The 24,275-nt window shown below is 70.4% G+C and carries 20 protein-coding genes; 8 read left to right on the top strand and 12 right to left on the bottom strand.

Annotation, left to right across the window (positions count from 1 at the left end):
* Positions 1-487: 487 nt before the first annotated feature.
* A complete protein-coding gene (locus tag BLR95_RS14205) occupies positions 488-2,434 on the top strand; it encodes a hypothetical protein (RefSeq protein ID WP_143131028.1) in 1,947 nt (648 codons plus the stop codon).
* Between the two features lie 10 nt (positions 2,435-2,444).
* Here BLR95_RS14205 and BLR95_RS14200 read toward each other — a convergent pair whose 3' ends face one another.
* The 12 genes from BLR95_RS14200 to BLR95_RS14145 form a co-directional block, all read right to left on the bottom strand.
* Positions 2,445-3,368 carry an SEL1-like repeat protein gene (locus tag BLR95_RS14200; protein ID WP_092621611.1) on the bottom strand — a complete coding sequence of 308 codons (924 nt, stop codon included), beginning with the start codon at positions 3,366-3,368 and terminating at the stop codon, positions 2,445-2,447.
* A gap of 460 nt (positions 3,369-3,828) precedes the next feature.
* The gene (locus tag BLR95_RS14195; RefSeq protein ID WP_092621669.1) at positions 3,829-4,806 is read right to left on the bottom strand and encodes a threonine aldolase family protein; all 978 of its coding nucleotides are present in this window, start codon (positions 4,804-4,806) and stop codon (positions 3,829-3,831) included.
* A gap of 12 nt (positions 4,807-4,818) precedes the next feature.
* Positions 4,819-7,509: an alanine--tRNA ligase gene (alaS, locus tag BLR95_RS14190; protein WP_092621608.1), complete on the bottom strand. Its 2,691-nt coding sequence runs from the start codon at positions 7,507-7,509 to the stop codon at positions 4,819-4,821.
* Between the two features lie 391 nt (positions 7,510-7,900).
* Positions 7,901-11,443 (bottom strand): hypothetical protein, encoded by a 3,543-nt coding sequence (locus BLR95_RS14185; protein WP_092621605.1) that lies wholly within the window; start codon positions 11,441-11,443, stop codon positions 7,901-7,903.
* Positions 11,440-12,243 (bottom strand): OmpA/MotB family protein, encoded by an 804-nt coding sequence (locus BLR95_RS14180; protein WP_092621602.1) that lies wholly within the window; start codon positions 12,241-12,243, stop codon positions 11,440-11,442. Before BLR95_RS14180 ends, BLR95_RS14185 begins: the two co-directional genes overlap by 4 nt.
* Complete coding sequence (locus tag BLR95_RS14175; RefSeq protein ID WP_143131027.1) at positions 12,240-13,034, bottom strand: hypothetical protein; 795 nt, start codon at positions 13,032-13,034, stop codon at positions 12,240-12,242. Before BLR95_RS14175 ends, BLR95_RS14180 begins: the two co-directional genes overlap by 4 nt.
* Before the next feature lie 129 nt (positions 13,035-13,163).
* A complete protein-coding gene (locus BLR95_RS14170) occupies positions 13,164-13,790 on the bottom strand; it encodes a protein phosphatase CheZ (RefSeq protein ID WP_245689555.1) in 627 nt (208 codons plus the stop codon).
* Between the two features lie 171 nt (positions 13,791-13,961).
* On the bottom strand, positions 13,962-14,351 hold the full coding sequence (locus BLR95_RS14165; protein WP_092621596.1) for a response regulator: 390 nt from the start codon (positions 14,349-14,351) through the stop codon (positions 13,962-13,964).
* Positions 14,352-14,596: 245 nt separating this feature from the next.
* Positions 14,597-15,463: a MotE family protein gene (locus BLR95_RS14160; RefSeq protein ID WP_143131026.1), complete on the bottom strand. Its 867-nt coding sequence runs from the start codon at positions 15,461-15,463 to the stop codon at positions 14,597-14,599.
* A 13-nt stretch (positions 15,464-15,476) separates the two neighbouring features.
* A complete protein-coding gene (locus tag BLR95_RS14155; protein WP_092621593.1) occupies positions 15,477-16,046 on the bottom strand; it encodes a DUF6468 domain-containing protein in 570 nt (189 codons plus the stop codon).
* A 98-nt stretch (positions 16,047-16,144) separates the two neighbouring features.
* A complete protein-coding gene (gene fliM, locus BLR95_RS14150) occupies positions 16,145-17,329 on the bottom strand; it encodes a flagellar motor switch protein FliM (RefSeq protein WP_092621590.1) in 1,185 nt (394 codons plus the stop codon).
* An 87-nt stretch (positions 17,330-17,416) separates the two neighbouring features.
* Positions 17,417-18,016, bottom strand: coding sequence for a flagellar basal body-associated FliL family protein (locus BLR95_RS14145; RefSeq protein WP_092621587.1), 600 nt, complete (start codon positions 18,014-18,016; stop codon positions 17,417-17,419).
* Between the two features lie 326 nt (positions 18,017-18,342).
* On the opposite strand from BLR95_RS14145, the gene flgF reads away from it, so the two are divergent.
* From flgF to BLR95_RS14110, 7 genes are all read left to right on the top strand, one after another.
* Positions 18,343-19,092, top strand: coding sequence for a flagellar basal-body rod protein FlgF (gene flgF / locus BLR95_RS14140; RefSeq protein WP_092621584.1), 750 nt, complete (start codon positions 18,343-18,345; stop codon positions 19,090-19,092).
* 18 nt (positions 19,093-19,110) lie between these two features.
* Entirely contained in the window at positions 19,111-19,896 is a 786-nt protein-coding gene (gene flgG / locus BLR95_RS14135; RefSeq protein WP_092621581.1) for a flagellar basal-body rod protein FlgG, read from the top strand.
* A 19-nt stretch (positions 19,897-19,915) separates the two neighbouring features.
* A complete protein-coding gene (flgA, locus tag BLR95_RS14130; RefSeq protein ID WP_092621578.1) occupies positions 19,916-20,920 on the top strand; it encodes a flagellar basal body P-ring formation chaperone FlgA in 1,005 nt (334 codons plus the stop codon).
* A gap of 93 nt (positions 20,921-21,013) precedes the next feature.
* Complete coding sequence (gene flgH / locus BLR95_RS14125) at positions 21,014-21,859, top strand: flagellar basal body L-ring protein FlgH (protein WP_092621575.1); 846 nt, start codon at positions 21,014-21,016, stop codon at positions 21,857-21,859.
* A 228-nt stretch (positions 21,860-22,087) separates the two neighbouring features.
* Positions 22,088-22,435, top strand: a complete 348-nt coding sequence (locus tag BLR95_RS14120; protein WP_092621572.1) for a flagellar biosynthesis regulator FlaF — start codon at positions 22,088-22,090, stop codon at positions 22,433-22,435.
* Between the two features lie 53 nt (positions 22,436-22,488).
* Positions 22,489-23,442 carry a methylmalonyl Co-A mutase-associated GTPase MeaB gene (meaB, locus tag BLR95_RS14115; RefSeq protein WP_092621569.1) on the top strand — a complete coding sequence of 318 codons (954 nt, stop codon included), beginning with the start codon at positions 22,489-22,491 and terminating at the stop codon, positions 23,440-23,442.
* Positions 23,442-24,071 carry a DJ-1/PfpI family protein gene (locus BLR95_RS14110; RefSeq protein WP_092621566.1) on the top strand — a complete coding sequence of 210 codons (630 nt, stop codon included), beginning with the start codon at positions 23,442-23,444 and terminating at the stop codon, positions 24,069-24,071. Before meaB ends, BLR95_RS14110 begins: the two co-directional genes overlap by 1 nt.
* Positions 24,072-24,275: the final 204 nt, after the last annotated feature.

The raw sequence follows: 24,275 nt of genomic DNA, 5'->3' as shown, positions 1-24,275 counted from the left end.
GCAGTTGAACGAACGGGGGCTTTGCCCCCGAACCCCCACCGGGGGGACAGGGTCCCCCCGGACCCCGCCAGTTCGTTGGAGCGGAACGCTCAAAGTCGAGCCGTGCGCGGATGGGGGTTGGTTGCAGGCCAGCTTCGCTGGCCTGCGGAACAAACAAACCACCGCACATCCGTCACGCGCGGACTTAAGCCGCGCATCTTTGCGCCATTTCCTTGGTGTCTGTTTACGCGGGCCAGCAAAGCTGGCCCGCACCCAACCCCATCCGAGTTCAAGCCGCAGCCAGCGTTCCGCTCCAACGACTGGAGGGGGTCCGGGGGATCGCCTTCGATCCCCCGGTGGGGTCTGGGGCAACGCCCCAGATGGCCGCAGGGTCGCTGTCGCAGATCATAGGACTTCATACGTATATAAGGAATTAACACTTTACATTGGCGCCAGAAATACGCTATATACGCGCAACGTAGCAAATCATACCCGAGGGGATATCTCCATGCCGCCGCGCTTTGCTCATTTTCCGCCGTTGGGATCGGGGGACGATCCTTTGAAGGGTTTCTCGGTCGACGAGCTGGGCAGTCTGGCGCGCACGGTTGAGGCCGGGGAGCACACTGGGCCGGATGCCTTTGCCGATTTCGTGGTCGATGGGGCGCGTTCGACCAAGGGGGCTGACAGGCAGCGCAAGAAGCGGGAGGCGCTGGCGTTCACGCATCTGGTCGAGAAGCGCAAGCCGGGGCAGGGGGAGGTCTTGCGCAAGGCGCTGGCCAGGCGCGATCCCGACTTGGCGCCCAAGCCGCTGCCCAAGCCTGTTCCCAAGCCCAAGAGCCTCTTGGGGGCGCCGCTGCCCCGGCCCAAGCCGGCGAGTCTGTTGGAAGCGCCATTGCCCAAGCCCAAGCCGGCGTTTCAGCCCGCCGAGCCGTCCGTCCAGCCGGGCAAGGTGGTGGAGTCTCTGCTCAAGGCCGTTGCTGCCGAGGGCGATGCCCGGGCAAAGCTGGGGCCGCATGGATGGACCTTGGACCCACCTCTGACGCCGCGGGCATCTGCTGCCGAGGGCGACGCCCGGGCCAGGCTGGGCCCCCACGGCTGGACTCTTGATCCGGCACCCAGGCGGCGCGCCTCCTCCGACGACTTTCCGCCCCCGGCCCGGGTTGTCGAGCGCGAGGATCATGGCGACCTGAAGGAGCGCTCGCGGCCGGCCGGCAACGAGCTCACCTGGGGGGCGGCCACGGACAGCACCACCGGGACCAGCCAATACACCTTCATCCCATCCGAGGACGATGATCCCAGCGCCGACTCGCCCCCGCGCCGTCCCCAGGTGCCCCTTCAGCCGGGCCGGGATGCCGCCCACGATGTGGCGGTGATCGCCCGCGAGGTCGGCGAGGTGGTCGATGAGTACCAGGACCGCCTGGCCGATCCTGATCTCTCGATTCGGGAAAGGGCCGACATCCGTCAGCGCCGTGACCAGGCCATTCGCCGCAAGCTCCAAGGCTTGCGGGAGAAAGGCCATCTGCGCGGCGTGCTCGGCCTTCTCGCCCAGGCCACGGGCATCGGCCTTTACGATCTTTCCGGCGGCAGCAAGAGCATCGACCCCCAGGCCATGCAGGAAGTTGTCGATCTCGTGAGCACCGAAAAAGGCCGCCAGGACCTGACCCGGCGCATCGAGGAAATCCGCGCCTATGCCCGGGACTACGATCCAGAAGCCGCCGAGGCGTTCGGGGCCCTGGAACTTGAACTTGGTGCAGCCTTGCACCGGTTCGCGGGGGAGTTTCGGACCCTGGCAGCGGTCCTCGGCGAGGCCGCCTTCCTTGGTGGTCAGGGGTCGCGCGCCGCGCGTCGGCGCACGCCGCAAGAGCAGGCCGCCCGCCTTGACGCCGCTGTCGATGAGGTGAGCCGAGTTCTCGCCCGGCAGGCTGCCCTGGGCATCACCCCGCCGCCCCATCCCGAGCTTGATCCCGCCACCGCCCGTCGCTTCCGGACCGACGGCCAGGGGCTGCTTGAGCGATGGGCCGAGACGGTCAGTCTCGCCGGCACCGCGTTGACAACCACCGGCGGCCCCAACCTGCTCTCTCTTCTGATTGGAGGGGGCGTCGGCGGAGCAGGGCGCCTCGCCGGCATGCAGGGCCATGTCGACCGTATCCGGGCCGAGGTGGCCGAAGAGCTCCTGGGGCACCTCAGGGCCCGCTATGCCGACGGGGAAACTCCTGACCCGCACCGCCTAAAGGAGTTGATGACACGCGACATGGCATGGCTTGAGGACATGGCCAAAAGAACGCAACAGGGGATGCTCATGGGGTTGCTGGGCGCCGCCAGTGGTGGACTGGCTGGAAAAGCCGGCGCAAAAGTCCTCGCCTACCTCCAGGCACAGCCCGGCTGGGGAACCAGAGCTTGGGAGGCCATGGCAGGCGAGGCTGTGGAGGTCGGAGTGAAGAAGCTGAGTGATTGATGAAGCATAACTAATCGCACTTGGATTCACTCCAGGCATCAATGCGTCTAAGCATTCTCATCCAATCATCATCTTTTATTGCGGGCGTATTTCTATTCACTATACGGTCTGCAATAGCAAGCCCATTTTTCGAGGCAAGCATGACCCAGAAAGCGACCTCCTCAGTTTCAACCTCATCCTTCTCGAACTTCCCCAAAAAGACCCCATAATTGAATTGGCAGATGGGAAGCCCACAGATCGCACACCGTGCATACAGTTTTTTTGCAAGAGGATAATCTCCGTATCCCGTAACAAGCTCCGTAGCCACGTTATTGATGGCCCCATCATCCAGGTCGAGCCCAGAGGCCACCAGTATCGGGCCAATCTCCCCGTTCGCTTGAGGGGTGAGGTCGGCCCACCGCCGTTGCGCCTCGCGGTTCCCCAGCCAGGCGGCGCGCTTGAGGCAGGCGCGGCCTTTGGTGGGGGCGGGGATGGCGGGGTCGTGGGCGAAGACCTTGGGGGTGAGGCGCTCGGCATTCTCCTCGCGGACCAGGATGCGGCCGGCCTGGGTCATTGCCTCCAGATGACCGGCCTCGGCGGCGGGCAGCAGGAACTCAAGCGCTCCCCAGGCGTCCGCCTCGAAACCTGCTTTTCCGTCCATCATCAGATGACCCAGCCACCACCGAGCCTCCGCATTGCCCGGCCGGCCGTCATGGGGCTCGGCCAGACGCTGCCACGCCGCCACCGCCGCCGCCACCCGCTCGGGGTCGCCCGGATCATCGGCGCGCGGCTTGCCCTCCTCCCAATCAAGGCGGGCCTCGATCAGGGCCAGCAGATCATCCAGATGGTACTCCATCGCCGGGTCATGCCACGCCCCTTGAGGCCCGCACGTGACCTCCTCCGCCACCACCGGCAGCGCCATCACCATCGCCAACAGAAACACCCAAAGCCGCATGTGCGCACCCTCCCGCACAGCGAGTGTAGCACAGGCTCGGGGGCTTCGCCCCCAAACCCCCACCGGGGAGGCTGGGCCTCCCCGGACCCCGCCAATTCGTTGGTGCGGAACGCACAAGGCAGAGCGGGGCACTCAGGGTGGTTGGTTGCAGGCCAGCTTCGCTGGCCTGCGGAAACAAAAACCCACCGAGCAGCCGTCCTGCGCGGATTTGATCCGCGCATCCTTGCGCCACTTCGTTGGTGTCTGTTTACGCGGGCCAGCGAAGCTGGCCCGCAACCAACCCCAACCGATCCCATCTCGCGACCCGCGTTCCGCTCCAAGGATTGGAGGGGGTCCGGGGGATCGCCTTCGATCCCCCGGTGGGGGTTCGGGGGCGAAGCCCCTGGGTTTGTCCCCTTCCCTACCCGCCCAGTCGCCGCGCTTCGGTGAGGAGGGCGTCGACTGCCTCGGGGATGGTGTCCTAGGCGGTGACCAGGCGGATCGCGTCGGGGCCGGCGTCGCCCCAGGGGGTGAAGCCGAAGCCGGCCTCGTTCAGGCCCTGGCGCAGGGGTTCGGGCAGGTGGAGGAAGACCTCGTTGGCCTGGGTGGGGGTGATCGGGCGCACGCCGGGCAGGGTCAGCAGGCCCTCGGCGAGGCGGGTTGCCTGGGTGTTGGCGTGGCGGCCGTTGGCGAGCCACGTCCCGTCCTCGAACAGGGCGAGCAGTTGGGCCGCCAGGAAGCGTCCCTTGGAGAGCAGGTGGCCGCCCCGCTTGCGGCGGATGGCGGTGGCCTCGGCGCGCTCGGGGTCGAACAGGACCAGGGCCTCGGCGGCCCAGGCGCCGTTCTTGGTGCCGCCCAGGGAGAGCACGTCGACGCCGGCCTTCCAGGTCAGCTCGGCCGGGGAGACGCCCAGCGCCGCCACCGCGTTGGCGAAGCGGGCGCCGTCCATGTGCAGGGCGAGGCCGTTGGCCTGGCACCAGGCGCCGATAGCGGCCACCTCGCCCGGGGTGTAGAGGGTGCCCAGTTCGGTCGACTGGGTGATCGAGACCAGACGGGGCCGCACCCGGTGGACATTGCCGGCGGCGCAGCGGTCCAGGTGGGTATCGAGGGTTTCCGGGGTGAGTTTGGCGTTCTCGCCGGGCAGGCCGATCAGGCGGGCGCCGCCGGCGAAGAACTCGCAGGCCCCGGCCTCGTCGCGCAGGATGTGGGCCTCGTGGTGGCAATAGACGCTGCCGTGGGGCGGGGTGAAGGCGGCCACGGCGAGGGCGTTGGCGGCGGTGCCGGTGGCCACCGGCAGGGCCGCCACCGGGTGTTCGAACAGCTCGGCCAGCCGGGTTTCCAGGCGCGCCGTCAGCTCATCGGCGCCGTAGGGCGCGGCCCCGCCGGCCAGCTCGGCCAGGGCGCGGGCGACCTCGGGGCAGGCGCCGCGCACGTTGTCGGAGGCGAAATCCCAACCCATCAGCGGCCCCACTCAGCCGGCGGCGGCCTGGATGGCCTGCTCGATGGCGGCAAGAGCCTCGCCCGCCTTGGCGCCGTCGGGACCGCCGGCCTGGGCCATGTCGGGCCGCCCGCCGCCGCCCTTGCCGCCGACGGCGGCCGAGCCGGCGCGCACCAGATCGACGGCGCTGAGCTTGCCGGTCAGATCGTCGGTGACCCCGACGACCAGCGAGGCCTTGCCCTCGGTGACGGCGATCAGGGCGACCACGCCGCTGCCCAGTTGGCCCTTCATCTCGTCGGCCATGCCCTTCAGCTCCTTGGCCGGGATGCCCTCCAGGGTGCGGGCGGCGAGGCGGATGCCGGCGATCTCGCGCGGCGCCTCGGCGCCGCTGGCCGCGCCGCCGCCCCCGCTGCCGGCCAGGGCCAGCTTCTTTCTGGTCTCGGCCAGTTCGCGTTCCAGACGCTTGCGGTCCTCCAGCACCTGGGCGAGGCGGGCCGGCACCTCGGCCGGGGCGATCTTCAGGGTCTCGGCGGCGGCCGACAGGGCGGCGTCGCGGTCGCGCACCCACTGAAGGGCGCCGACGCCGGTCACCGCCTCGATGCGGCGCAGACCCGAGCCGACCGCCTGCTCGGCGACGATCTTGAACAGCCCGATGTCGCCGGTGCGCCGCACGTGGGTGCCGCCGCACAGCTCGGTGGAGAACACACCGGCCGGCTTGTCGGCATCGGGGGCACCCATGGAGACGACCCGCACCTCGTCGCCGTACTTTTCGCCGAACAGGGCCATGGCCCCGGCCTCGATGGCCTCGTCGGGAGCCATCAGGCGGGTGGTGACCGGCCCGTTGGCCCGGATCTGGGCGTTCACGTCATCCTCGATCAGGCGGATTTCCTCGCCCGTCAGCGGCTTGGGGTGGCTGATGTCGAAGCGCAGCCCCTCGGCGGCGACCTGCGAGCCTTTCTGGGTGACGTGCTCGCCCAGACGGCGGCGCAAGGCCTCGTGCAGCAGGTGGGTGGCCGAGTGGTTGGCGCGCAGGGCGCCGCGGCGCGGCCCCTCGACCATGAAGCGGGCCTCCTCGCCGACCTTCACCGTGCCCGCGCAGACCCGGCCGATGTGCACGGTCAGCTCGCCCAGCTTCTTCTGGGTGTCGGTGATCTCGATCCGCCCGCCGGCGGTTTCGATCATCCCGGTGTCGCCCACCTGACCGCCCGACTCGCCATAGAACGGGGTCTGGTTGGCCAGCAGCATGACCTCCTGGCCGGCTTCGGCCTGCGCGACGGACTCGCCGCCGACGACCAGGGCGGTGACCACGCCCTCGGCCTCCTCGCCGCTGCCCTTGCCGTCGCCGTAACCCAGGAACTCGCCGGCCCCCACCTTGTCGCGCAGGTCGAACCACAGGGACTCGGTGGCCGCATCGCCAGAGCCGGCCCAGGCCTTGCGCGCCTCGGCCCGCTGGCGATCCATGGCGGCGGCGAAGCCGGCGTCGTCCACCTTGTAGCCCTCGCCACGCAGGGCGTCCTGGGTGAGGTCCAGGGGAAAGCCGTAGGTGTCATACAGCTTGAAGGCCACCTCGCCGGGCAGGGTGCCGCCGCTGGGCAGGCGCGCCTTCTCGTCCTCCAGCAGGCGCAGGCCGCGGTCGAGCATCTGCTTGAAGCGGGTTTCCTCCAGCTTCAGGGTCTCGGTGATCAGGGCCTGGGCCCGCTCCAGTTCCGGGAAGGGACCGCCCATGGCGCTGACCAGGGCCGGCACCAGACGGTACATCAGGGGGTCGGCGACCCCCATCAGGTGGGCGTGGCGCATGGCCCGGCGCATGATCCGGCGCAGCACGTAGCCCCGCCCCTCGTTGGAGGGCAGCACGCCATCGGCGATCAGGAAGCTGGTCGCCCGCAGATGGTCGGCGATCACCCGGTGGCTGGCCTGATGGGCCCCATCGGGGTCGGTCCCGGCAATGTGGGCGGTGGCCTCGATCAGGCCACGCATGAGGTCGATGTCGTAGTTGTCGTGCTTGCCCTGGAGCACGGCGGCGATGCGTTCCAGCCCCATGCCGGTGTCGATGGAGGGCCGGGGCAGGTCGACCCGCTGTTCGGGCGTCTGCTGCTCGAACTGCATGAAGACCAGGTTCCAGATCTCGATGAAGCGGTCGCCGTCCTCGTCCGGGCTGCCCGGCGGGCCGCCAGGGATCGAGTCGCCATGGTCGAAGAAGATTTCCGAGCAGGGACCGCAGGGGCCGGTCTCGCCCATGGCCCAGAAGTTGTCCGAGGTGGGGATGCGGATGATCTTGTCGTCGGGCAACCCGGCCACCTTGCGCCACAGGGCGGCGGCATCCTCGTCCGAGGTGTGCACGGTGACCAGCAGGCGTTCCTCGGGCAGGCCGAACTCCTTGGTGACCAGCTTCCAGGCCAGCTCGATGGCGTGTTCCTTGAAGTAGTCGCCGAAGCTGAAGTTGCCCAGCATCTCGAAGAAGGTGTGGTGGCGGGCGGTGTAGCCCACGTTGTCCAGGTCGTTGTGCTTGCCGCCGGCGCGGACGCACTTCTGGCTGGTCACGGCGCGGCTGTAGGGCCGCGTTTCGGCTCCGGTGAAGACGTTCTTGAACTGCACCATCCCGGCGTTGACGAACATCAGCGAGGGATCGTTGCGCGGCACCAGGGGGCTCGAGTCGACCACCTGATGGTCGTCGGCCTTGAAGAAATCGAGGAAGGCGCTGCGGATGTCGTTGGTGGTGGTCATCTCGGGGCTGTCTTTTGACCTTAAGGACGGGCGGGGCGGCAGTCGATTTTCGCGACCGGCCCCTTACTAGCCGCAAAGCGGGCGCTTGGGAACTCCCCGCCATATGGGAGCCGGGCCGCAAGCCGCAAAGTCGGGGGCTGGGGGTGTTGCATTGCGCGACATGCACGAACGCGACCAGGGCCACCTCGACGCCAGCGGCCGAGGGGCGCAAAGGGGCGCCGCCCCTTTGAACCCCGCTGGGGAGGCCGGGAGGCCTCCCCAGACCCCACCATGACTTAAAACCCCACAGGGGGGCTTGCCCCCCTGTGGGGTTTTGATTCACGGCGGGGGTCCGGGGGGGCCCCTGGTCCCCCCAGCGGGGGTCAAGGGGGCAGCGCCCCCTTTGCGGCCCTCAGCCGCCGGCGGCGGTATCCCTGGCCAGGGCGCCGGACAGCCCGGCCGACTTGATGCGTCCCTTGAGGTCGTCAACGAAGGTGCGGAAGTTCTCCGCCTGCTGCACCTTGTCGCGCACCTTGCGCCAGTCGGTGTAGCCCTGTTCGGAGGTCTGGGTGATCAGGTCGAAGGCGTCGAAGAAGGGGGTGTCGCGCATCGCCGCCCCATAGCGACGCCGCAGAAGGGCGCTGCCGTGCTCGTCCTGGGCCAGGGTCAGCGCGGTGGCCATGTCGAGGATGCGCCGCGCCTGATCGGTGGACAGCGCGAGGCCGCGCTCCGGCTCCGGCATCAGGGGCTTGAGGCTCAAGGCCATCTTCTCCCACTGCTCGGTTTCGCGATAGATGTCGGCGCGCAGCAGGGCGGCCTCGTCCGAGGTGTCGTCCTCGAGCAGCAGCAGGGCCTCGGTGTGCTTCTCCACGTCGGCCAAGGCGCGCACCATGATGTGGTTGCGCTGGCTTTCCATCTCCGGGTCGAGGCGCCCGGCGGCGCGGGTGGTGATCAGGGTCCTGAGGGCCTGGTTGGGCTTGCGGTCGAGCAACTGGACGGCCGCCAGCCGGGTTCCGACGCGCGCCTTCTCCTCCCCTTCCAGGCGGTATTTCACCTGCCGGGCCAACAGGTTGGCGGCCTGGGGCAGAAGGTCGACCGCGACCAGCCGGTCGGCCAGCCGGCGGATCATCTCGTCGCCCTTGGGGCCGGACGGGGTCAGTTCGCGGAATTCCTCGAACAGGGCGATGGCGCGCACCGGCTCCAGATCGTCGGCGGCGCCGTCGTGGAACAGGTGGCTGAAGATCTGGCGCATGGTTTCGGTGGCCTGTTCGGCCCCCGGATAGCCCTTGAAGTAGGTGGCGGCGGTTTTCAGCACGCGCAGCGCCTCGCCCCAGTCGCCGGCCTCCTGGTAGAGGTCGCCAAGACGCATCATCAGGCTGAACTCGAAGCTGTCGCCGCGCCACGCGAAGCGCAGGTCCTCCAACTGGTCGATCAGCCCGCCGAGGCCGATTTCCTCGATGCGGTACTGCAACTCGGCGCGCCGGCGCAGGGCGCGGGCCCGGTACAGACGGTCGGTGCCGTCGGCGACCTCGTTCCAGGCCTCGATGGCGGCCTCGAAGTTGCCGGTCGCTTCCTCCAGCAGGCCCTTGAGGAAGGTCAGCCCGGCCTGCTGGCGCGCTGTCGGCTCGCCCTGGTCGGCGGCGTCGAGGAAGGTCAGGGCCGAGAGGTCATCGCCGGCCTCGATCGCCGCCTCGGCCGAGAGCATGGCCAGCGGCACCTTGAGGGCGCGCGGATACTCGCCGATGACGCCGCCGGTGCGCTTCAGGGTGGGGGCCTGAAGCCCCGGCTCGCCGAAGCTGGCCTGGGCGGCGGCGCGCCAGAAGGCGGCCTCGTCGTTGCCGGCGAGACTGGGGTGGGAGAGGTCCTCGATGGCGTCGTCGTAGCGCCCCATCATGTAGCTGGCGGCGCCGTGCAGGGCCTTGAAGGCCGGCGTGTTGATCAGCTCCGGGCTGTCGGCGGCGATCACCCCGAGCACCCCCAGCGCCTCGGCGGCCAGGCCATGGGCGAAGTAGAAGCGGGCCAACTCGAGGCGGCCGAACTTCTTCTGGTCGGCCGATTGCAGGGCCACCGTGCCGAGCAGCGCCTGCTCGTCGGCCTGGAACTTGTCGGGCCCGCCGCGCTGCCAGGCATCAATCTCGAAGACGGTTTCGAGGCTCGACGGATCGCCCAGGTCGGCCAGTGCCTGCTGGCGATCAACCGGCGGCGAGAAACGCAGACCGCCCGGCGCGGTGAGGGCGATGCCGCTGCGCGTCGACTCCACCGCCACGTCGTCGCGCCGGGGCAGCACCAGCACCCCTTGCGCCGTGGTCGGCAGGGCGAGGTCCGGGTAGACCCGCTGCGGCGCGATGCCATGGCCGAGCGGAATGACCGGAACCACGGTCAGCGCGTCGCCCACCGCCGGATCGCGCACGGTGACCGGGGCCCCACCCTCGGTGACCGACAGGAACAGGCGCGGCCCGACCGGGCTGCGCGGCTGCGGCTCCACGTCGATGGGCACCTGCGGGGCCAGCGGCTGGCGCATCAGGTCGACGATCCACAGCAGCCCCTCGCGGCGCGTCGAGGGATTGAAGCCGGGCTCGGTGATGAGGCGCACGATGGTCGCCTTGGCGTTGGGAATCTGCTCCACATGGCGCACCACGCCGGCCCCCAGGCGGGCCAGCAGGTTGGTGTCGACCTCCTGGTAGCGGTCGAACAGCACCCACAGATAGCCGCCGCGCCGGAACACCGCCGCCGCCGTCGGCTTGGTCCACGAGAAGCTGAGGCTGACCACCCGCGAGCGCACCGCCGGCTCGGCGGCGGTGGCCGAGGCGGCCGGCGTGTCGGCGGCGGACGGGGTGAGAGGCCCGGTGTCGGGGGTTTCAGCCTCGGCGGCCAGATCGCGAACCAGACTCTCCACCTTTTGGCGCTCGTCGGCCGCCCCCTCGGCGGGGGGAGTGGGGGGCGGCGGGGGGGCCGGCGCGGCCTGGGCCGCCGGCTGGGGGGACGAGGCGGCGACCGGCTCGGGCTCGGGCTCCACCACCGGTTCGGCGGCCGGGGGCGGCACCTGATCGGGCTCGACCACCGGCTCGGCGGCCAACGCCGCGTCGTCCTCGGCCCCGGTGGTCTGATCCGCCGGCTCGGGGGTTGGTGCCGGAATCTGGTCCGGCTCGACCACCGGTTCGTTGTCCGGGTCGGCGGCGGCCAGTGGGGTCGGGCGGGTCCCGGACGGCGGCTCGAACAGCTCCGGCGGGCCGAGGAAGTCGAGCACCACCTTGGGGCCGCTGGTCAGATGGCGCACCCCGGCCCCGGCCGGCCGGGGCAGGCTGACCACCAGGCCACCATCGCCGGAACTGGCGGTCACCCCCTTGAGGGCCGGCGGCAGGCGGCGGTCCAGGGCGGCGGCATCGAGGCGGGCCGGCCGGTTGAAGCTGACCTCGACCCGGTCCGGGGCCTCGCGCACCGCATACTCGACCGGGGTCGGCCAGTCGAAGACGACGCGGTGATAATCGGCATGGCTGGCCTCGCGCACCCCCAGGGGCGGCGGGGCGGCGGTGTCCAGGTCGGGGACCGGGGGCGGCGGGGCGGCGGGCGGAGAGGCTGCCTCGGCGGGGCCGCCGGGACCGATCAGGTCGATCACCACGGCGCCGCCCAGGGTGAAGGCCTGGGCCTGGAAGGGGCCGGTCAGGTTGAAGGTCAAAACCCGGCGGTCGGGGCTGACCCGCACCCCCTGGATGTAGTCGTCGACCGCCGCCAGGGGGCCCTCGATGTCGCCCTCCACCGGGCGGTCGAACTGCACGATCAGTTGCCCGGCGGCGAGGTCGGCCTGATAGCGCACCGGCACCGACCAGTTGAAGACCAGCCGCCCGAAACCCTGATGCTCGGCCGCCTTCAGCACCTGGGCGGCAAGCCCCGGCCGGGGCACGGCGAGCAGGGCCAGGGCGATCAGGCTCAGGGCGGCCAACAGACGGCGGCTCATCGGGCCAGGGTCCCTTGGGTCTCGGTGGCCTGGGGCAGGATCATCAGATCGACCCGGGCCGCGAAGCGGCGGCGCAACAGGGGGGGCAGGTCGGCCAGATCGGCGAAGCGGCTGTCGCCGTGGGCGAGCACCGACAGCGGCGCCGGATAGCCGGCCGCGCCCAGGGCCCGGGCGACGGCGGTGGCGCGGGCCAGCGACAGGGCCCAGGGGTCGTCGGCGGCGATGCGCGGCGCCGCCCCCGGGTCCTCGCCGGGCAGGGCGCCGACCCCGGTCGGGCGCGGCGGCGCGGCGTGACCGCTGACCGCCAGCCGGTTGTCCAGGTTGGCCAGCACGCCGCTGGCCAGATCGCCCACCGCGCGGCGCGCCGGATCGGACAGGGTGGCGCCGTTGGGCGGAAACAGCAAATCGGCCGGCAGGGTCAGCACCAGGGTGCCCTCGCGCGGTTCCAGGCGGGCCCCGGCCAGCCGGGGGTCCTCGGCCAGGGCCTGGGCGAGGACGCTTTCCAGGTAGCCCAGGTCCTCGCCGATGGGGCGGTCGACGGTGGGAATGGTGCGCTCGGCCACCGGCAGCGGCAGGCCTTCGGGGATCTCGGGCGTGGGGCGGCGCGACAACGCCTCGACCAGTCCGTCGAAGGCGCCCTGGCGCAGCTCGGACATGGAGAACAGCAGCACGAAGAAGGTCAGCAGCAGCAGCACCAGATCGGTGAAGATCATCATCCAGGCGCCGCCGATGCCACGCCCCGGGGAGTTCGGCGGCGGCGCCGACAGTTCGGCCTTCAGGCGCTCGACCGGGCTGCTCATGGCGCCCCCCCGCCCGGCCGCTCGGCCGGCACCAGCCGGAACAGCAGGCGCACCGCCGGCACCGTGTCGACCTCAAGCCCCACCGAGACGGTGCCCGCCGGGGCGCCGCGCCGGGTCAGCAGACGGCCCAGGGCGGTGGCCCGGGCGAAGCCCAGCTCGGTCGGGCTGATCCCCGGCGGGGCCGTGCCATCGGGCAGGAACAGCGCCAGCGCCTCGGGACGCGGCGCCAGATCGGGCACGGCGACCAGGGCTTCCATGCGCCACGCCCGGCCGGCCGGCGGGGCGGCCAACTCGGCCACCAGCAGATCGATCAGATGGCGGCGCGGCGGCCGTGGGGCGGCGCTGCCGGGGGCGAACAGGGCCTCGGCATGGAAGCTCACCTCCATGTCCTGGCCCGGGGTCAGGCGGCGGATTTTCGCCGCCGGCATGTCCTCGGCGAAGACCCGATCCAGGGCCGCCGCCAGGGTGCGGTCGAGCCCCGGCACGTTGCCCTGGCGGCCGGTGAAGGCGGGGCTGGCCGCCTCCGGGCGGCGCGGGGCGTCGGAAAACGTGCGCTGCAGGCTGTCGACGGCGGCCAGACTGCGCTGTGCCTTGGGCTCGGAGAGGGCGTTGAGCATCAGGAAGATGGCCAGCAGCAGCAGGAACAGGGGCAGCAGCAGGACCAGCAAGGGGCCCAGCGGCGAGCCGGCGGGCGGCGGCGCCGGTGACGCGGCAAGGGCGGCCAGCCGGCCCCGACGCCTGGCCCCGGGGGCCAACCCGGGGGCCAAACCGGGGGCCAAACCGGGGGCCAAGACCGACCCCTCCGCCGGGGGCGGCGGCGAACCGGAATCAGGGCCTGTGCGGGCAAAACCCATGGCTGGTCATCTTTCCCCTCGGGGCGCCCCGTGGTGGGCGGTGCCCGATTCTCGGCTCACCGGGGCTCACCGGTCGCCGCCACCCTCCCGGGGCGGGCCGCCGAACAGGGCGTCCACATCATCCTGGCGGATGGCCTGGTCGGGCAGTTGCGGGCCATTCAGAAGGTCGGCCTCGTCGGGATCGCCGGCCCGGGCGGCGGTCTGGGCGTGCAGGGCCGCCTCCTCGTCCGGGCTCAGCAGGTCGAGCGCGGCAAGCATCTCGGAGACCCGTTCCTCGACCGATTTCAGGGTTCTCACCACCTTGGTGATGCGCTGGCCGGTGATGTCCTGGAACGAGCAGGCCTCGTAGATGCGGGTGACCGCCTCGGTCAGCTGCTCGGCCACCTCGCCGCCCTGCTTCTCGACCACCGCCTCGATGATCTCGGCCGAGTCCATGATCTGCCCGGTGGCCTGCTCGGTGGCCTCGACGATGGCGTCCAGTTCGTCGGCCGCGCTGGGCAGGAAATTGCTGCCGATCTCCTGCGGCTTGAGGCTGGCGATCTCGCTCCGCGCCGCGTCGAGCAGCGAGGCCATCTGACGCAGGTCTTCCAGGATGTCCTTCTGGCGGTCGATCAACCGGGCCATGGCCGTGCGGTCGAGCTGCTCCCGCCCGGCCGCCGGGTCCATCTGCGCAGAGTCGGGGTGGTCGCTCATCAGGGGATCTCCCATGGAGTTGGCGGCCCTGGAGCCCAGGCCAGCGCGCCGGGACCCCGCCGCGCCCACACAGTACCCGGCCGCCCCGTGGGGCGCGCGCCCCGATCCACCGCGCCGCCAGCCGCCGGTCCGATCCAACGCGGGCCGGCGGTCAGGACAGGGGGCGCCCTGCTAGAAGTCGCCCAGCACGCTGACCATCTTGGCTTTCAGCGTCTCGGCGTTGAAGGGCTTGACGATGTAGTTGGAGACCCCGGCCTCCTTGGCGGCGATGACGTTCTCCGACTTGGATTCGGCGGTCACCATGATGAACGGGGTACCCTTCAGCTTGGGATCGGCGCGCACCTCGCGCAGCAGCTGCAGACCGGTCATGGGCTCCATGTTCCAGTCCGAGATGATCAGCCCGTAGGGGCCGCCGGTGCGCAGCATCTGCAGGGCGGCGCTGCCGTCGGTGGCCTCCTCGATGTCCACAAAGCCAAGCTGGCGCAACAGGTTGCGGATGATCCGCAACATCGTCTTGTAGTCATCGACGATGAGGATCTTCATGTTCTTATCGACAGCCATTCCCTAACTCCCGTGTTCGCCGGGCCCTATCCCGGGTCGGTCCCCGCGCCGCCGGCGGACCCATGATGGCGGACCGCTCGGGCATTTCCGTTGAAGGCCTCGCCGCCGCGACCGAAAGGGTGGCCCGGCGGCAAAGCCCTGTCCATTGCATACCTTCATAAATTAGGGGGGAGTCCATCGCAAGCCCCGGCGCAACCGCGCCTCGCAAAGGACCGGGTGTCGACCGGTCGCGGGTGGGGGCCGGCTCAGCCATTGCCGGCGGCTCCCTCGGGCGGCACCAGGGGCTCGCCGGCCTCGGGCAGGTCCTTGCGGCGCGACAGCTCCTCGGTCAGCAGGCGGGCCTTGTCGGCGCTCATCTCGGCCAGGATGGGGGCCGCCTTGCGCTCCTGCATGATCTCGAACAGGTCGAGCAGGATGGGCATGTCCAGGCCGTTGAAGATGCGCGCCGCGTCCTTGGGCTTCATGCTGGTGTAGACCTTGACCAGCCGGTCGAGCCGGGCCTGTTCCTGATCGTCGTGGGTCTTGACCAGATCGTTGATGCGGCTTTCCAGCTGGCGCAACTCCTCGACCCGGCGGTCGAGCCGCTCCTCGGCCGCCTGGAGCAGGGCCTCCTGCACGGCGAGGCTCTGTTCGCGCTGTTCCAGTTCCTCGCGCCGCTCGGCCAGTTTCTGCAGGACCTCGATCTCGGACTGGGTGAAGCCGATCGGGTCGCGCGCCGGGTCGTCGGCCTGGGGCGGGCTTTGCAGGGCCCCGGTCAGGGCGGCGGTGGGCACCGGCGAGCCGGGCTCGCCGACCGCCGCGGGCGGCTCGGCGGCCGGTTGCGCGGCCGGCGGCGGCGCCTCCTGCCCGACCTCCTGGGCCTGGGCCTCGGCGCGCTCCAGCCTGAGGCCGATCACCTGCAGGCTGACATCCTGCCAGATGCCGCCCAGACGCACCGTGACCACCACCATGGCGACCACGATGAGCAGCGGCAGCAGGCGCGGCCGGGGCAAGGCGAAGCCCTTGCCGCGCCGACTGGCCCGGCGCCGCGCCGTGGCCGCCGGGCTGCGGCGGGCCGCCGGCGACGGGGCGCGACGCGGGGAGGTGGGCTGGGAGGTGGCTTTCCGGCTCATGGGATCAGGCGTCCTAGCGCACCGACTGCAGCGCCTGGAGGAGGGCCCGTTCGGCCTCCGAGCGCTCGTCGTCGGGCAGATCGGCGTCCTCGCCGTCAAGGCGCGGCGACAGGCTCTCGCCGGGCACCACGCGGGCGGCGCGGCGGGCCAGGGTTGGGGTCGGCATGGGAGCCGGGGCGGTGTCCGGTTCGGCCGGCGCCGGCTTGCGGACGGCGGCGGGAGTCTGGGCCAGGGCCGCCCCCGGGCTCGGCCGGACCTCGCCGCGCGCCCCCTTCAGGGCGTTTTCCAGGCGGTCGGCCAATTCCTCGGCCCGCTCGACCATGAAGGCAAGATCGTCGCGCAGGCCGTGCGCCTTCTCGACCCGGGCGGCCAGCGCCTCGGCCGCCTCGTCGGCCGCCCGGCGCAGGCGCGGAATGCCGGATTCGGCGCGCACCGTGGCCTCGTTGAAGCTGTGCACCACCTTGGCCAGGGCGTCGCGGTTCTTGCGCAGGCTGGCCAGACGGTTGTTGAGGATGACGGCATAGATGATGGTCGGCACCAACAGGGCCACGATGACCACATCCAGCAGCAGTGAAAGCGACATCGCCGTCAATCCACGTTGAAGTTCACGTTCAAGGTCGGCCGGATTGGGAAAGCCCGGCCCGGTCACCCCGTTTCAGCCATGGCCACCGCCCGGGCGGCCTACTTGATCCGTTCCTTGCGGCGCACCCGGCCATCGACCTGCACCGCGATGTGATTGCCCTTGCGCCCCATGCGGCCGAGGAACATGGGCACGTCGCCGCAGCGCAGTTCGACCTCGGAATCCGGCGTGGCGTTGAACATCAGCCTGGAGCCGACGCCCATGTTGAGCACATCCTTCAAGGACATCCACTGTTCGTCGAGCACCGCTTCCATCTCCACCTCGGTCGACCACATCTCCTCGGCCAGGTGGGTTTCCCAGATGCTGTCGCGGCCGAACTTCTCGCCCATGAACATCTGCAGCAGCAGCTCGCGCACCGGCTCCAGGGTGGCGTAGGGCAACAGCAGCTCCAGGCGGCCGCCGCGATCCTCCATGTCGATCCGCAGCTTGGCCACGATGGCCGCGTTGGAGGGGCGCGAGATGGCGGCGAAGCGCGGGTTGGTCTCCAGCCGGTCGAAGCGGAAGGTGACCGGGGCCAGCGGATCGAAGGCGGCCGACAGGTCGGCCAGCACGACATGGATCATGCGCTCGACCAGGGTCCGTTCGATGGTCGTGTAGGGCCGGCCCTCGACGCGCATCGCCGCGGTGCCCCGACGCCCGCCGAGCAGCACGTCGACGATGGAATAGATCATCGAGCTGTCGACCGTCATCAGGCCGTAGTTGTCCCACTCCTCGGCCTTGAACACGGTCAGCATGGCGGGCAGCGGAATGGAATTGAGGTAGTCGCCGAAGCGCAGCGACAGGATGTTGTCCAGGCTGACCTCGACGTTGTCCGAGGTGAAGTTGCGCAAGCTGGTCGACATCATGCGCACCAGGCGGTCGAACACCACCTCGAGCATCGGCAGACGCTCGTAGGAGACCAGGGCCGAATTGAGGATGGCCTGGATGCCCGACTTGTCGCTGCGGTCGTCGTCGGACTCATCGAACCCGAGCAGGCTGTCGATTTCATCCTGGTTGAGGACGCGGGTCGATTCACGGCCCGACACCGAGGCCGTCACATCGGCCGCGCCACCGCCATCGCCGCCCAGCATGGCCTCCCACTCGGCGGCCATGGCATCGGCATCGCCGCCGTCTTCACCCCCGGCATCGCCGCCGCCGCCATCGCCGCCGCCGGCCATGGCTTCCCACTCCCGCATCAGGGCTTCTTCTTCCTCGGCGGTGACTGTCTTTGCGACGTCGTCGGCCATGCTCTGCCTTCTCGGTCCTGCCTGACTCTGTTCCCGGTTGGCGGCGGGGCGGTCGGCCCCGGGCGCCGCGCCGAGGGTGGGGGGTAGCTACTGGATCAGCATTTCGCCGAACAACACGTCCTTCACGTGAACCGGCTTGACCGCCATGTTGACGCGGCGCAGCAACTCTTCCTTCAGCCGGTACATGCCGGCCGAGCCTTCGAGGTCCTCGACCCTCAGCTCGCGCAGGTAGACCTGGAAGCTGTCGACGATGCGCGGCAACTCGGCCTCCACCGCCCCGGCGTCGCCCGGATTGTCCAGCTCCAGGCTGACCCGAAGCTTGAGGAAGGTGCGCTTGCGGCCCGAGGCGTTGAGGTCGACCACCATCTCCGACAGCTCGACATACCCCGAGGCACCACCGGCCGCGCCGCCGTGGCCATCGTCGCCACCGCCACCGCCGCCATGACCGTCGTCGGCCGGCGCGGCGTGCCCGCCGGCCTCGGCCTCGCCGTGGGCTTCCGGCTCTTCCTCGCCACCGCCCATCAGGCCATCGGCCAGGCCGGTGAAAAAGGCGACCGCCGCCCCGATCACCACCAGCAGGACGGGGATCAGGATGAAGATCAGAAGCTTCTTGCGCGAACCTTTGCCGCCTGAGCCACCTGCCTCATCGGGCTCTTCGTCAAAGTCTTCCTCGACGTCTTCGGCCATGGTGTTCCTGCGCTTCGGGTCGGGGACGGAAACAAGGGGTCGGGGACCCAACAACCGGTCGGGCCTTCCGGCCCATGCTCCCCTGTTTAGGGCACAGATGTTAACGAGCCGTTGAGGTTTCACCCAATGGGTCGTCGTGCCGGGCAGGATTTGCCCGCCACCGGGCGGCCGATGCTGCCTCCTGCCGCCCTCCCCGCCCCCACCGAGGACACCACAGCGCTTTGTTTTCACTCATCTTTGACCATTGGCACGCGGACTGCATGGGGAAGGCCGACGCATCCTGCCCCCGGCCCTTCGATGGGCCCAGCGCATCGAGCCCGCAAGCCATGGAAAACACCTCCTACATCGCCCTGTCGCAGCAAAGCGCCACCTGGCGCCAGATGGCGGTCACGGCCAACAACGTGGCCAACATGAACACCCCCGGCTTCAAGGCCGAGCACGCCCTGTTCACCGACTATCTGGTGAAGGTGCGCAACGATGACCGCACAATGCGCGAAACCCTGCATTTCGTGCAGGACTACGGGGTGATGACCGACACCCGCGAAGGCCCGGTGCGCAGCACCGGCAACCCGCTGGATCTGGCGGTCAGCGGCAACGGCTACTTCACCGTGGCCACCGAGGACGGCGACCGCTACACCCGCAACGGCCGCTTCCAGTTGGACGTGGACGGGCAGATCGTCAACAGCGAGGGGCTGCCGGTGCTGTCCCAGAACGGCACGCCGTTCTTCATCGCCCCCGGCGAGACCAAGATCACCGTCGCCGGCGACGGCACCATCTCCACCGAGAACGGCGAGCTGGGCCGCCTGGGCATCGTCGATTTCACCGACCCGCAGACCCTGACCAAGGAACCGGGAGGCCTGTTCCGCCCCGGCGAGAACCCCGAGGACCAACCCCAGGAAGTGGAACGCCCGGCCATCGTGCAGGGGGCCCTGGAGGGCTCGAACGTCAACGGCGTGGTCGAGATGACCCGCCTGATCGAGCTGCAGCGCCACTACAGCAACGTCCAGAAGATGATCGACACCGAGCACGAGCGCATCCGCCGCGCCATGCAGACCTACGTCGGCAACAGCCAGTAAGATCAAGGAGCGCCCATCATGAGATCCCTGCACATCGGCGCCACCGGCATGCTGGCCCAGCAGACCAACGTCGAGGTCATCTCCAACAACATCGCCAACATGAACACCACCGGCTACACCCGCCGGCGGGCCGAGTTCCAAGACCTGCTTTATCAGAACCTGCGGCGGGTCGGCTCGGCCTCCTCGGACCAGGGGACCATCGTTCCCTCGGGCGTGCAGCTCGGCCTGGGCGTGAAGACGGCCGCCGTCTACCGCATCACCGAGCAGGGCAGCCTGGTGGCCACCGACAACAGCCTCGACCTGGCCATCCAGGGCAAGGGCTACTTCCAGATCCAGATGCCCTCGGGCGACACCGCCTACACCCGCGACGGCAGCTTCCAGTTGTCGCCCGACGGCGAGATCGTCACCCACGACGGCTACAGCCTGCTGCCCGGCATCAGCGTGCCGGAGGACGCCGTGGGGGTGACCGTCAACGCCTCGGGCGAGGTGCTGGTCAAGCTCGACGGCCAGGTGCAGGCGACCAACGTCGGCCAGATCCAGCTCGCCATCTTCGCCAACGAGGCGGGCCTCGAGGCCAAGGGCGAGAACCTGTTCCTGGAAACCGCGGCCAGCGGCGCGCCGACCATCTCCAATCCCGGCGAGGCCGGCTATGGCACGCTGCTCCAGGGCTTTCTTGAGACCTCCAACGTCAACGTGGTGTCCGAGATCACCGAACTGATCAGCGCCCAGCGGGCCTACGAAATGAACTCCAAGGTGATCAGCACCTCCGACGAGATGCTGGCCACCCTGAACCAGCTCAAGTAGGGCCAAAAGGAGAGCCGTCATGCGCCGCCTGATTCCGCTCGGACTGCTGCTTGGGGCCGGCCTCGGGGCCGCCCTGGCCACCGCGCCGACGGCCCCCGCCCTGGCCGCCGAACCCGCCCGGCTGAGCGCCCCGGTCGGGCTCAACACCTCGATCCGGCTCGACACGCCGCTGATCCGGGTGCGCGACATCTTCACCGGGCCGCTCGGCCGCTACGCCAACAAGCCGGTCGCCTACGCCCCCAAGCCGGGCCAGCGCCTGATTCTCGAGGCCGACTGGCTGGGCCGGGTGGCCGAGGCCTACGACGTCGACTGGCGCCCGGTGTCGCGCTACGACCGCGCCGTGGTGGTGCGTCCCGGCCAGGTGATCGGCCAGGACGAACTGCTGGGCGCCGTGCGCCTGAGCCTGATCTCCCAGGGCCTGGCCCCCGAGGACGAGCTGTACCTGGGCCAGCAGCAACGCATCTCGGTGACCGTCGCCGCCTCGGCCGACCCCGAGATCAAGGTGCTCGACGCCGTCTTCGATCCCGGAGCCGGCCAGTTCACCGCCCTGGTCGAGGTCCCCGCCGGCAGCCCCGAGGCCGAACGCCTGACCCTCACCGGCCGCGTCTTCAAGACCATCGAGGTGCCGGTGCTGGCCCGCTCCCTGCGTCCCGGCGCGGTGATCGCCGCCGGCGACCTGGACTGGCAGCGCCGCCGGGTGGCCACCATCGATGCCGCCGACCTGACCAATCCGGCCGAGATCGTCGGTCAGGCGGCGCGGCGCGCCCTGTCGCCCGGCCAGCCGCTCAAGGCCCGCGACCTGGAGGCCCCGCGGCTGATCGAAAAGGGCGACCTGGTGCTGATCCGTCTGGCCACCGCCCACCTGCACCTGACCACCGAGGGCACCGCCCTGGAAGACGGCGCCGAGGGCGACACCATCCGGGTGCGCAACAGCACCAGCCGTCAGGTGGTGCACGGCCGGGTGGCCGATCACAATCTGGTTGTCGTGCACAGCGGCCCCGGGCCGCAAACCGCCCAAAGGTAGCCCCCCGCCATGCCGTCCCACAGGCCCCCGCCCCTCGCCCCCACCCCGCCGGCCATCGCCGGATCGCGCCCCACCACCCGGGGAGAAACCGTCATGTCCCGCCACCCGTCCCACCACCCGTCCCGCCACCCGTCCCACCGCCCGTCCCGCCACCCGTCCCACCGCCCGTCCCGCCACCCGCCCGCCGTGGCCCGGCTGCTGCCCCTCGGCTTCCTGCTCGCCGCCGCCGTCATGCTGTCGGGCTGCAACGCCCTGCAACGCCTGACCGAGGTCGGCGAGGCGCCCAAGATGACCCAGATCGAGGACCCGACGCGGACCCGCGACTACCGCCCGGTGACCATGCCCATGCCACGTCCGCAGAGCGAGGCGCCGCTGGCCAACTCGCTGTGGCGGCCCGGGGCGCGCGGCTTCTTCCGCGACCAGCGGGCCGGCGAGGTGGGCGACATCCTGACCGTCATCGTCAGCATCGAGGACAACGCGGTGTTCTCCAACACCACCCGGCGGACCCGCCAGAACGTGTCGGAAAGCGCCGGGCTGACCAACTTCCTGGGCCTGGAGACCAAGGCCCTGCGCGCCGTGCTGCCCGACGACTTCAACAACACCAGCCTGGTCGATGCCGAAAGCGGCTCCGACCACGAAGGCACCGGCAGCATCAACCGCTCGGAATCCCTCAGCCTGCGCCTCGCCGCCCTGGTCACCCAGATCCTGCCCAACGGCAATCTGGTGATCACCGGCAGCCAGGAGACCCGGGTCAACAACGAGCTGCGCGCCCTCACCGTGACCGGCGTCATCCGGCCCGAGGACATCACCAACAGCAACACCATCAGTTGGGACCAGATCGCCGAGGCGCGCATCAGCTACGGCGGCCGCGGCACCATCAGCGATGTCCAGCAGCCGCGCTACGGCCAGCAGATCTTCGACATCATCTTCCCCTTCTAATCCCCCGCCCGCCCCATCCCGGCCCCCCCTTGGCGACAAAGGGGGGGCCGTTGCATCCGGCGGGACTTATTGTCTCTGGACAATCGGCCTTCCGTCCCCAATCTTTTCGGGAGCGGGAACCGCGCCATCGGGCGGTCCCGTTCACCGCCGCCGCCGGCCCGTTGCGGGGCCAACCAGCGGAACCGGCCGGCGACGCACCGCACGACATCCGGGAGGGATGAGCCGATCATGGTCAACAACGACAACCTGAGCCTGCTGGAAGAGGACGCCCTGGCCCTGACCCAGGCCGCCCTGCGTATCTCCAAGGCCCTGGAGGAAGGCGATGACGACGCCATCGCCCAGGCACTGGATGACAATCTGGAGCTGTGGGTCGGCATCCGCACCCTGGTCGCCCGCCAGGAAAACCAACTGCCGGCCGAGGTGAAGGACAACCTGACCAAGCTCAGCCACTTCGTCTCCCAGAAGACCCTCGAGATGCGCGACGGCCTGAAGACCGAAACCCTGGAGGCCCTGGTCAACACCAACCTGCAGATCGCCGAGGGCCTGCTGGAAGGCATGGGCAAGGGCGCCGCCTGAGCCCCGATGCGCCGACCCGTCCGCCCGCTTCCACCGACCGCGCCGGAGGCGCGATGACCGTCGCCGCCCCGTCCCCACCGGCCGGGGCGCCGGCCGTCCTGCTGCCCGACCTTCTGGGTGGCCGGCCGGCCGCCCTGGCCCGCGCCATCACCGAGGTGGAAAACGAAACCCCGGCCGCCGCCGACATCCTGGCCGGGGTCGCCCCGCATCTGGGCCGGGCCCTGGTGGTCGGCCTGACCGGCCCGCCCGGGGCCGGCAAGTCAACCCTGCTGTCGGCCCTGATCAAGATTGCCCGGGATCGCGGGTTCACCATCGGCGTGGTCGCCGTCGATCCCTCCAGCCCACGCTCCGGCGGCGCCCTGCTCGGCGACCGGGTGCGCATGAACGCCCACGCCGAGGACCCCGGCGTCTTCCTGCGCTCGCTGTCGGCGCGTGGCCACCTCGGCGGGCTGTCGCCGATGGCCGCCCGGGTGGTCGACCTGATGGACGCCGCCGGGCGCGATCTGGTGCTCATCGAAACCGTCGGCACCGGGCAGTCGGAAGTGGAAATCGCCGAGCTGGCCGACACCAAGGTGGTGGTCGCCGCCCCCGGCCTGGGCGACGGCATCCAGGCCATCAAGGCCGGCATCCTGGAAATCGCCGACATCCTGGCGGTCAACAAGGCCGACCTGCCGGGGGCCGAGGAAACCCGCCGCCATCTGGCCGCCATGGTCGGCCTGGGGGGAACATCGGTGCCGGTGCTGGCCACCACCGCCGAAAGCGGCGACGGCGTCGCCGCCCTGTTCGAGGCCATCCTGGACCACGCCCGCGGCCACTCGGCCGCCGCCCGACGCGCCGATCCCGGCCGCCGGCTGGCCGCCCGGCTGGCCGACAGCGCCGCCGAACGCCTGCGCAGCCGCCTTATGGCCAGCCCGCCGGACGCCGCCGCCGGCCGCCTGCTGGAAGACCTCCGGCTGGGCCGCCTCAGCCTCGATCAGGCGGTCGCCCGGCTGCTCGGGGAAAGCTGATGGACATCGCCCTGCTGCTGTTCCCGGGGGTGACCCCGCTCGACGCCATCGGCCCCTTCGAAATCCTCGGCCGCCTGCCCGGGGCCCGCATCCGCACCGTGGCCCACCAACCCGGCCCGATGCGCACCCAGGGCGGCAGCCTCGCCCTGCTCGCCGACCACGCCCTGGCCGACATCTCCCACGCCGACCTGCTGCTGGTCCCCGGCGGCCCGGGCGCCGACGCCGCCGCCGCCGACCCACAGATCACCCAATGGGTGGCACGGCTTCACCAGACCACCCAGTGGACCACCTCGGTGTGCACCGGCGCCCTGATCCTCGGCGGCGCCGGCCTGCTCGACGGCGTGCCGGCAACCACCCACTGGCGGGCCATGGACAACCTGGCACACATGGGCGCCCTGCCGCGAACCGCGCGCATGGTCGAACACGGCCGCATCATCACCGCCGCCGGCGTTTCCGCCGGCCTCGACATGGCACTGGAACTGGCCCAACGGCTGGCCGGCCGCGAAATCGCCGAAGCCATCCAACTGGCCCTGGAATACACCCCCCAACCACCGCTTAACGCCGGCGACATCACCACCGCCCCCGAAGACCGCATCCACCGCGCCCGCCACAACCTCAATCGCCCCTGAGGGTGCCCCCGGGCCGGCCCACGGTGCCGTGGCTCACGCCAAGGGGGCGCTGCCCCCTTGGAACCCCCGCCGGGGGGACCAGGGGTCCCCCCGGACCCCCGCCGCGACTTAGAGCGGTGAGCCTTTAATCTGACGCATATCCGGCGTGCTTGAGGTAGTTCCAGCATTCGTCTGGAGTGTAGAGGTCGCAGATATCGCCGAGGG

The organism is Roseospirillum parvum (assembly GCF_900100455.1).
Classification (GTDB): domain Bacteria; phylum Pseudomonadota; class Alphaproteobacteria; order Rhodospirillales; family Rhodospirillaceae; genus Roseospirillum; species Roseospirillum parvum.
This window is presented reverse-complemented; position numbering and strand designations above follow the sequence as displayed.

What these genes read in the sequence shown, in the direction of transcription:
- BLR95_RS14200 (WP_092621611.1), bottom strand. Translation starts at nt 3,368, where the DNA reads ATGCGGCTTTGGGTGTTTCTGTTGGCGATGGTGATGGCGCTGCCGGTG.
- BLR95_RS14185 (WP_092621605.1), bottom strand. Translation starts at nt 11,443, where the DNA reads ATGAGCCGCCGTCTGTTGGCCGCCCTGAGCCTGATCGCCCTGGCCCTG.
- flgG (WP_092621581.1), top strand. Translation starts at nt 19,111, where the DNA reads ATGAGATCCCTGCACATCGGCGCCACCGGCATGCTGGCCCAGCAGACC.
- BLR95_RS14180 (WP_092621602.1), bottom strand. Translation starts at nt 12,243, where the DNA reads ATGAGCAGCCCGGTCGAGCGCCTGAAGGCCGAACTGTCGGCGCCGCCG.
- flgF (WP_092621584.1), top strand. Translation starts at nt 18,343, where the DNA reads ATGGAAAACACCTCCTACATCGCCCTGTCGCAGCAAAGCGCCACCTGG.
- meaB (WP_092621569.1), top strand. Translation starts at nt 22,489, where the DNA reads ATGACCGTCGCCGCCCCGTCCCCACCGGCCGGGGCGCCGGCCGTCCTG.
- BLR95_RS14120 (WP_092621572.1), top strand. Translation starts at nt 22,088, where the DNA reads ATGGTCAACAACGACAACCTGAGCCTGCTGGAAGAGGACGCCCTGGCC.
- BLR95_RS14170 (WP_245689555.1), bottom strand. Translation starts at nt 13,790, where the DNA reads ATGAGCGACCACCCCGACTCTGCGCAGATGGACCCGGCGGCCGGGCGG.
- alaS (WP_092621608.1), bottom strand. Translation starts at nt 7,509, where the DNA reads ATGACCACCACCAACGACATCCGCAGCGCCTTCCTCGATTTCTTCAAG.
- BLR95_RS14155 (WP_092621593.1), bottom strand. Translation starts at nt 16,046, where the DNA reads ATGTCGCTTTCACTGCTGCTGGATGTGGTCATCGTGGCCCTGTTGGTG.
- flgH (WP_092621575.1), top strand. Translation starts at nt 21,014, where the DNA reads ATGTCCCGCCACCCGTCCCACCACCCGTCCCGCCACCCGTCCCACCGC.
- BLR95_RS14205 (WP_143131028.1), top strand. Translation starts at nt 488, where the DNA reads ATGCCGCCGCGCTTTGCTCATTTTCCGCCGTTGGGATCGGGGGACGAT.
- BLR95_RS14145 (WP_092621587.1), bottom strand. Translation starts at nt 18,016, where the DNA reads ATGGCCGAAGACGTCGAGGAAGACTTTGACGAAGAGCCCGATGAGGCA.
- fliM (WP_092621590.1), bottom strand. Translation starts at nt 17,329, where the DNA reads ATGGCCGACGACGTCGCAAAGACAGTCACCGCCGAGGAAGAAGAAGCC.
- BLR95_RS14160 (WP_143131026.1), bottom strand. Translation starts at nt 15,463, where the DNA reads ATGAGCCGGAAAGCCACCTCCCAGCCCACCTCCCCGCGTCGCGCCCCG.
- BLR95_RS14195 (WP_092621669.1), bottom strand. Translation starts at nt 4,806, where the DNA reads ATGGGTTGGGATTTCGCCTCCGACAACGTGCGCGGCGCCTGCCCCGAG.
- BLR95_RS14110 (WP_092621566.1), top strand. Translation starts at nt 23,442, where the DNA reads ATGGACATCGCCCTGCTGCTGTTCCCGGGGGTGACCCCGCTCGACGCC.
- flgA (WP_092621578.1), top strand. Translation starts at nt 19,916, where the DNA reads ATGCGCCGCCTGATTCCGCTCGGACTGCTGCTTGGGGCCGGCCTCGGG.
- BLR95_RS14165 (WP_092621596.1), bottom strand. Translation starts at nt 14,351, where the DNA reads ATGGCTGTCGATAAGAACATGAAGATCCTCATCGTCGATGACTACAAG.